Consider the following 7,612-nt stretch of genomic DNA (forward strand, 5'->3'; position numbering starts at 1 on the left):
GTCCTGGAATGAACGCTTACTTTGGAACGGTTGTGAGCGTTGAGCATTATCTACAGGGTCACTGGGTGCCCTAACGGCACAGATTTACGTCTCACAACCAAACTCATAATAGCCTCGATAATCACTACCTGTCTTTATTAAAGCATGCGCGACGCGGGCTAATTTAACGGCCACTGCCACGCGGGCTTTCCGCTTGATATCCGGATCATCAGGGGTTGCCCGAATATAGCGCTCGTATTTCTGTCGGAATGTATTTTCCCGCTGTCTGATGGCGACTGTGGCTGCCAACCAGAAGGCGTACCGTAAACGTGCATTGCCTCGCTTTGATAAGCGGTAATGCCCTTGCTGTTTACCACTTTGACTTGCCGACAAGTTGAAGCCGCAAAAGCTAAGGTATTGGCGATAATGGCAAAAACGCTTTAGGTCACCGCTTTCGGCAATAATAACTAACGCAATGATAGGACCAATACCAGGCAATGTCCGAAGTCGCTGGTAATCATCGCGGTGAGATATCAACTGGTCAGCGGCTTCTTCGATTTGCTGCCTTTGCTCGGTTAGCTTCAGATAACGCCTGACCTGCAATTTGAAGGTGGCAATTGCTGGGCTATTAAGCGGTACGGGTAACGCTATCGACTGCTCCGCCACTTCATAAACCTCTTCTAAAAAGCGCTGCTTGGCCACCTTCCTCCCCACTACCTCCCAAGCACGTTGCACGAAGGTCGTTTTTTTATAGCGCGTGATACTTTGTGGGGTAGGGAATTTCAGCAAGAAGCGGCAAAACCACACGGCACGGGTGCTGTTAAAAAAACGCTCCATTTCTGGAAAAAAGAGAGTGAGGTAATGATTGAATAAACTATGTTGACAGCGGGATCTAGCGAGTGAGATTTGATAATACGTATTCGCAAGCTCCTGAATATCTAACATTTCATTCACTAACGGATCGTAAAATGGTTGCATCATGCCCTGCTGCATCAAGTACATGATAACCCGCGCGTCTTTCTTGTCGTTTTTATCCCAGCTTTTAAACAACATTTCACGCGCTCTGGCGCAGGCTAAAGACGACACCATATGGCACAAGGCGCCTTGAGACCTTAACCAATAGGCAATATTCCGATGAAAGTCAGCCGTTGGCTCAAAGGCCACCAGAATGTCTTCAGCAGGTACTTCTGCTGCATTAATGAGGTTCTGATAACCCACTAACGTGTTAGGGAGCTTAAACGTTTTGGTACGACCTGACGGCCATAAAATGACAGCATCATGGGACGTTTTGGCAATGTCGATGGCGATCATCACTTTCACAGAGCTATTCTTTAAGTTGTCAGCCATGTGTACATCTCCTAAATCCACTGATTGGCATCAGAGATTTTGGTACAGATGGCTGGCTCCAACCTGCTTATTCAGCAAGTACTACGGCCCTGAATACATCAGCGGCAAGCTGGCGAACTGGGCGAAAAACCAAGGCATTGTGTTGGCGTTTATCCAGCCCGGCAAGCCCCAGCAGAATGCCTATATCGAACGCTACAACCGAACGGTGCGTTACGATTGGCTGGCCCAGTATCTGTTCGACAGCACCGAAGAAGTCCAAGGTTATGCTACTCGCTGGCTCTGGCACTACAATCACGAACGACCCAATATGGGACTCGGAGGAATCACTCCTCAACAGAAGTTGGCCATGATGGCCTGAGGCCTACTTTTGAAGCCCTCTAAAAATGGGGGGATTACCTTGAGCTCGTTGTTCAAGCAATCTGTGATGGCGATATAGAAAGGCACCTTGGGATGCATCAACGGAAAATTGAACCAGATCTCTATTATGAAGAGAAATTTTCTATCTTCCATGAAGCATGTAACGATGCGGGTATTGCGGAGATTGAAGTAACCTCGGATTTTGATGATGACGTCATGCAAGAGCAGAAGCGGCGGTATTTAATTGACGCGAATATTGTGATGGGAGACGGGGCTGTTTATACAACGTCGATTCGAGTGGCTTGGGGCTCAATTCAGGAGGAAGAAGGCAGCGAGCCCGTTGAGACGTGGCGATTAGCTGGACTGAGTAGAGTACAAGTCCCCATTCTTAATGAAGCACTGTCACGGAATTAGATTTAGATTGTTCTCTACTTAATACAACAACCCCAGGGGTAAGCGTAGCGTGTTATCCCTGGGGGTATAGTTGGCGAGATAGTGACAGTCTTAGATCTTGATGTCGTAGTCGACGTATTTGTTCATTAGCTCGTCATAGGTACCGTCTTGCTTGATTTCTCGCAGTGCCTCATTGAACTGCTCCGCCAGGGCTTCATTGCGAGGATGGAAGGCTGCCGCCACGCCATGTCCGAAATAGTGCTTGGGCTCGCGGATCAGCGGCGAGCTGGTAACAATCCCACTGCCTTCAGCGTTAACTTCAAGCGATGACAGCGCTAGTGGGTAATACATAAAAGCTGCGTCTAAGCGACCTGTTCTAATATCTACCGCGAGATCTTCGCCTGTTGCATAGCGCCGTACGTCAACGAGATCGCCATAGGTGTCGGTGATGTATTCATCGCGGATGGTGCCACGTTGAACGCCTACCGATATACCCTCAAGGGCGTCGCGATCTTCAATATCGATCTCGTTGCCTTCCTGAGTCACCCAGACGCTAGGGTTGCTGTAGTAGGGTTCTGAGAACAGCACTTGTGCGCGGCGCGCATCGGTGATTGCCATTGAGGACATGATGGCGTCGTACTTGCGTGCTAATAAGCCGGGGATGATGCCGTCCCAGCCTTGCTCTACCCATTCGCACTCACGCTCGATGCGTCGACATACTTCTTCACCCAGTTCCACCTCGAAGCCTGTTAGGGTGCCGTCGGGCAAGCGATACTCAAAAGGCTCAAAGGGAACATCAACAGCGAGGCGAAGTGGGTCGTCGGAGTAGGCTGGAATGGCAAATAGCAGTGATGTAAGCGCCGTTGCTATTCCTATGTGACTGCGGGGCATAGACTTTCCTTTTTTCGTTTTTATATAAGGTGTTGATTAAGCAATTTTGCATGATTCGCGTAATAGGTAAAGTGCTTTATAAAGGCTTGTTAAAAGCTTCTGAGGAGTCAGGGCCTTTTGTCGTTCTTAGACGCTTAGCTTTCGCGATTTAGCCGTTTGGCTTTATGATTTTGATCGTAATGGCCACTACTGTGCATGCCAGGGCAGGTAAAACAACGTCTAACACTGAATCCAGCGTCCAGCCGCGCCAAACACCTTCAAAGATGCCCACCGGTAATGTTTGCCCCCATTCCCAGCCACGTTGAACGGCTAACCTGTATTCATGTTGTGCAATCTCACGTCCAAGCAACAGTGCTATCGCGATGGCACCGGTGACTCTTGCGTTTGCAAAAGGAAGTAGAGCCATTTGAATCAGCAGCGCGATAAACACATGCTCTAAATGGGTAATATTCACATTAGGCTCCAATATGGCGCTCGTGTGGATAATTCAGTGTGCACTATAATGCTCATTAATTCTTTGTTGTAGTTATTATGTGCGCTAAACTGCTCATAAGTAATCGGCGGAAGAATTTTTGAGCATTTTGCTGCGCATTAATAATTTCGTACATCAGCGGCTTTCGACATGGGTGATTCGTGAAGTTAACGATACAGGTTCATTTTGAACAAGCGTGGCATGATGCGGCTGAATTGTCGTTGCCTAACCCTGAGCAGGGTACTCGCGGGGAGTCTCGGCTGCGCTATGCGACTGACTATGCCGTTGAGTGGCTATTTCAAGATGACCTGCACGCTTGCAGTATGCGGTTGCCTATCGAGTTAATGCTGACTCATGAGTCGCCACACTGGTTCGGTTTCTTGGAAGACATTATGCCGGCGGGAGCTAGCCGGCGTTTTTGGGTGGATTATCTAGGGCTTCACGATTTACCGATTGGGCAACAGGATGCTGAATTACTGGCACGTGGCACTATCGCGCCGGTCGGCAACTTACGAATCAAAGAATCATTGCCTGATCTCTCCGTAAAGAAAGCCTTAGAGGAGCGACGGTTTCCGCTGCAAAGCGTTGTAGAGCGTCAGGTGGACTTTTTAGAGTATGCCCAGCAGATGGGGGCGGCCAGTGGCGGTGCCACTGGGGCTGGCGGTGAAGCGCCAAAATTGCTGCTCAGATTGACGAACGACGACCACGTTTGGATTGATACCTGGCAGGATGAAAACCATCGACCTGACCTACCCATGCTGGTGAAATTTCCGCGCGGTAGACGTTCAGTTGACGATTGCAACATCTTGAGAGCTGAATATCATTATTATCAGGAGCTTGCATCGTTAGGGGTGGCCACGATAGATACCGAACAGATGCGTTTGGTGGAGGGCGAGCGTTACCCATCCCTGTGGTTACCCCGTTTCGACATGCAGTACCTCGACGGCACTTGGGTTCGCTATGGCCTGGAGTCAGTCTACTCCTTGGTAGGCGCCGCACCGGGCACTTTCCTGCATCATGGCGAAACAATCCGCCAACTGATTAGTTTGCTGAGGGCTCAATATCGCGTGCAAGAACAAGGCGCCGTTTTCGAGGGTGAGCGCTTTGTTTTGGAGTGGATTAAGCGTGATTTGTTGAATATCGCTTTCGGCAACTCTGACAATCATGGCCGGAATACGGCGTTATTGAAGCGCCCCGAAGGCATTGGGCTTGCCCCTGTATATGACTTCGCGCCCATGAAGGCTGACCCCGAGGGGGTGACACGAACAACGCAATGGGGAACACCCCTGGAAGTTGGCGGGGAGTACGATTGGCGAGGAATTGCCGACACCCTGGCAGACGTTGTCGATCCAGCGCGAGTGATGGAAGAGCTTCGTGCGCTTGCATTGAAGCTAGAGGGCGTCGATGAACGCTTGGCTGCCCGTGGAGTTCCACCCCGAATCCTTGATATGCCTGCAGTCGGCCTACGCACTATCAATACTCGACTCAAGCGCTGGGGGTTGCTATGAAGCGCTATTCTGATGATCGCGAAGAGGCCCTGGTGACTCTGTTGAAACGCTTCTATGCGGGGGAAATCACCGACGGAGCGTTATTGCGTGCGTTACGCCGCGATGTGCTGGGGTTAAACCAAACACGTTATGCCGCCTTGGTGGGCATCAGTCGACGAACGTTGTCGGATCTGGAGGGCGATAAAAATAATGTCACCCTAGAGGTTAAGAATCGTGTATTCCGACCGTTAGGGTTAGAAGTGAGTTTACTGCCGCGTAAGCGTGCTCTGTTGGAGCAGGTATTGGCGTTCACCGAGTAACTTGTTTCCTTTTAATGCCCTGCCATTTCCGCAAATCTCTACTGGTTATGCTGAAATAGTTTGATGAGTAAAGAGAGCGAAACAGGGCGTTTACTTGTGCAGTATTGAAGAACAACATAGAGATCGTCTGTTCTAGATGCTAATGAGAACAATATCTATTAGGGATGTGTTATGCCGATCTATACCAACATTGAAAATCTTCGTCGCCATTACGCCCGCCGTACACCAAAAATGTTTTATGACTACGCCGAGTCGGGCTGTTGGACAGAGCAAACCTTTCGTGAAAATACCAGCGACTTCCAGCATATTCATTTAAAACGGCGTGTTGCGGTCTATATGTCAGGGCGTTCTACGTGAAGTTCTATGCTGGGCGAAGATGTGGCTATGCCGGTTGCGCTTGCGCCCGTAGGGCTAACGGGAATGCAAGCGGCAGATGGCGAAATTAAAGCAGCACGGGCGGCTGAAAAATTTGGTGTGCCGTTTACGCTGTCGACCATGTCGATTTGCTCGATTGAGGACGTCGCAGAACACACGACGCAGCCGTTCTGGTTCCAGGTGTATACCTTAAAAGATGGGGTAAGCGGAAAAGATGGTTGATGGGCACATTCCACCCACCAACCTGATACCACGCTCAGATGGTTGATAGATCGACCCCGTAGTTGAGTTCTTCTGCGAAGTCCGGCAGTCCATAACCAATAGTTTTCTTATAGAACGGAGAGACTTTCGCAGTCGGTGCCTTCTTCTTGTGCTTCGTGGTATAGAGCATTCGTGCCCGCATCGCCTCGAAGGAGTATCCACGCCCCTCACGGTTCTTGTCCTTGGCCAATCGGTTGATGGACTCCGTGTAGGCGTTGGTGACGGGCATATCCGTCTCGAAGTAGGTTATGATCTCTTCGCGCCAGTTACCCACTGCCCTGACCAGATCGCTCCAGATTTCCTTCTGGCCCTTCGGGATAGAGTCGATCCACTCATCGAGGGCAGCTTCTGCCTGCGGTCGTGTGGTGGCGTCCCATATACGGTAGAAGCGCTCCTTGTGCTCGTAGGCGGCCAGCAGTTGCGGGAACGCGCCTGTCCAGGTCTCCATGATGAGGCGCTCCCGGTCTGAGACTTCGTGAGGCGGCCAGCAATTGGGGAAACGCGCCTGTCCATGTTTCCATGATCAGCCGTTCCCGGTCTGAGACCTCGTGAGCGCGCTTCAGCAGGATTTTCCGATCTCCCTTGAGGGTACGGATCTGGGCGGTTTTCAGCTCTGTCCTGAGCCCCTTGCGCACTTTCTCCAGAGCATCGTTGGCCATACGCACCACATGGAACTTATCGACCACGATGCAGGCCTGTGGCAGCACCGCCTTGACCGCTGCCCGGTAGGGGTTCCACATGTCCATGCTGACGATCTCGACCTTCTGCCGGTCCTTCATCTTCATCAGGAAGGTGGTCGCCACGTCCTGACGGCGGGTGGCTAGCAGATCGAGCAGGGTCTTCTCCTCGATGTTGGTCAGGATGCAGCGGTAGCGCTTGTTCAGGTATAGCTCATCGATGCCCAGAATGCGGGGCGTCTCGAAGCGGTACCAGCGGCCCAGGAACTCGGCGCGGGCGTTGAAAATATCCCGTACCGTCTTCTCGTCTAGCCCGGTTTGGTGCGCCACGAAGGTGTAGGGGTGGTTAAAGGACTCCTTCTCCACGTATTCATGCAGCCGAAGCGTCATGCGGAAGCCGTCCACTACCTCCGGTAGCTGGGGGGCCTGAAGGTAGTCTCGCAGGCCCGACAGGTGTACCGGCGGCGGACCACCCACAGGGTGACTCGCTTACCGTGGATGGGCAGATCACGATAGGGAACATCACGCTTGCCGAACCGCACGAACTCTCCCTGCACCCCGCATTCCTCGCAGGCCATGGGATCGGGCGCGTCTATCTGGAAGTGCATTTCGTCATCGGTAGATGTGTAACCCAGCACCTGGTACTCCGGCAGGTGCAGGATGTTGTCGGGCATTTTGGACATGAGAGGCTTGTGTTATGGACGCATCGTGGTACACGAAGAGCTTTTCATAGATTCGCTAAGACATGATCGTGCAGGGATTTTACCGTGTGTTGGAGTTCTTGCTGGCGATTTCGCCAATCACTTTCACATCCGCTCAAGTAAGCCTCCCGCGCATCGACTAAAACATCCGCTTGTTCAGCCGGTAGCCAAGTAACTGCCCAATCGGCAGCAACATCCTTAGAGACAAACTCACCGGTAACTGATGTCCGCCACATACGCGCCAAAGTTAACAGGACGTTGCGCTCATCCCCCTGTAGCATTTCGATTAAAGCTGGCAGAACATCCTTGATTGCACGACGTATATCAGATTTTGGAATAGCTGGTAGAAGCT

At 51.4% G+C, this 7,612-nt stretch carries 7 protein-coding genes and 3 pseudogenes; 5 read left to right on the top strand and 5 right to left on the bottom strand.

The annotated features are described in order from the left end of the window. Positions 1 to 84 precede the first annotated feature (84 nt). Positions 85 to 1,326 carry an IS110 family transposase gene (locus tag INT22_RS13855; RefSeq protein WP_193060416.1) on the bottom strand — a complete coding sequence of 414 codons (1,242 nt, stop codon included), beginning with the start codon at positions 1,324 to 1,326 and terminating at the stop codon, positions 85 to 87. Between the two features lie 85 nt (positions 1,327 to 1,411). On the opposite strand from INT22_RS13855, the pseudogene INT22_RS13860 reads away from it, so the two are divergent. Together INT22_RS13860 and INT22_RS13865 are read left to right on the top strand one after the other, a co-directional pair. Further along, positions 1,412 to 1,684: pseudogene (locus INT22_RS13860) on the top strand (integrase core domain-containing protein); the annotation flags it as partial. A 92-nt stretch (positions 1,685 to 1,776) separates the two neighbouring features. After that, the gene (locus tag INT22_RS13865; RefSeq protein ID WP_193060417.1) at positions 1,777 to 2,097 is read left to right on the top strand and encodes a hypothetical protein; all 321 of its coding nucleotides are present in this window, start codon (positions 1,777 to 1,779) and stop codon (positions 2,095 to 2,097) included. A gap of 90 nt (positions 2,098 to 2,187) precedes the next feature. On the opposite strand, the gene INT22_RS13870 is transcribed toward INT22_RS13865, so the two are convergent. Together INT22_RS13870 and INT22_RS13875 are read right to left on the bottom strand one after the other, a co-directional pair. Continuing rightward, positions 2,188 to 2,967, bottom strand: a complete 780-nt coding sequence (locus INT22_RS13870) for a transporter substrate-binding domain-containing protein (protein WP_193060418.1) — start codon at positions 2,965 to 2,967, stop codon at positions 2,188 to 2,190. A gap of 148 nt (positions 2,968 to 3,115) precedes the next feature. Further along, entirely contained in the window at positions 3,116 to 3,421 is a 306-nt protein-coding gene (locus tag INT22_RS13875) for a hypothetical protein (RefSeq protein WP_193060419.1), read from the bottom strand. Between the two features lie 179 nt (positions 3,422 to 3,600). Here INT22_RS13875 and INT22_RS13880 point away from each other — a divergent pair, with 179 nt between their 5' ends. The 3 genes and pseudogenes from INT22_RS13880 (at position 3,601) to INT22_RS13890 (ending at position 5,843) form a co-directional block, all read left to right on the top strand. Continuing rightward, entirely contained in the window at positions 3,601 to 4,947 is a 1,347-nt protein-coding gene (locus INT22_RS13880; protein WP_193060420.1) for a type II toxin-antitoxin system HipA family toxin, read from the top strand. After that, entirely contained in the window at positions 4,944 to 5,246 is a 303-nt protein-coding gene (locus tag INT22_RS13885) for a helix-turn-helix domain-containing protein (protein ID WP_193060421.1), read from the top strand. Before INT22_RS13880 ends, INT22_RS13885 begins: the two co-directional genes overlap by 4 nt. A gap of 171 nt (positions 5,247 to 5,417) precedes the next feature. After that, positions 5,418 to 5,843, top strand: a pseudogene (locus INT22_RS13890) (alpha-hydroxy acid oxidase). Positions 5,844 to 5,877: 34 nt separating this feature from the next. Here INT22_RS13890 and INT22_RS13895 read toward each other — a convergent pair. Both INT22_RS13895 and INT22_RS13900 read right to left on the bottom strand, forming a co-directional pair. Beyond that, positions 5,878 to 7,242: pseudogene (locus INT22_RS13895) on the bottom strand (ISL3 family transposase). 44 nt (positions 7,243 to 7,286) lie between these two features. Then, positions 7,287 to 7,612: DUF4111 domain-containing protein (locus INT22_RS13900; RefSeq protein ID WP_193068429.1), on the bottom strand; the 326-nt coding region annotated here is incomplete at its 5' end.

The organism is Halomonas sp. 3D7M, from assembly GCF_014897885.1.
In the GTDB taxonomy this organism is placed as follows: domain Bacteria; phylum Pseudomonadota; class Gammaproteobacteria; order Pseudomonadales; family Halomonadaceae; genus Vreelandella.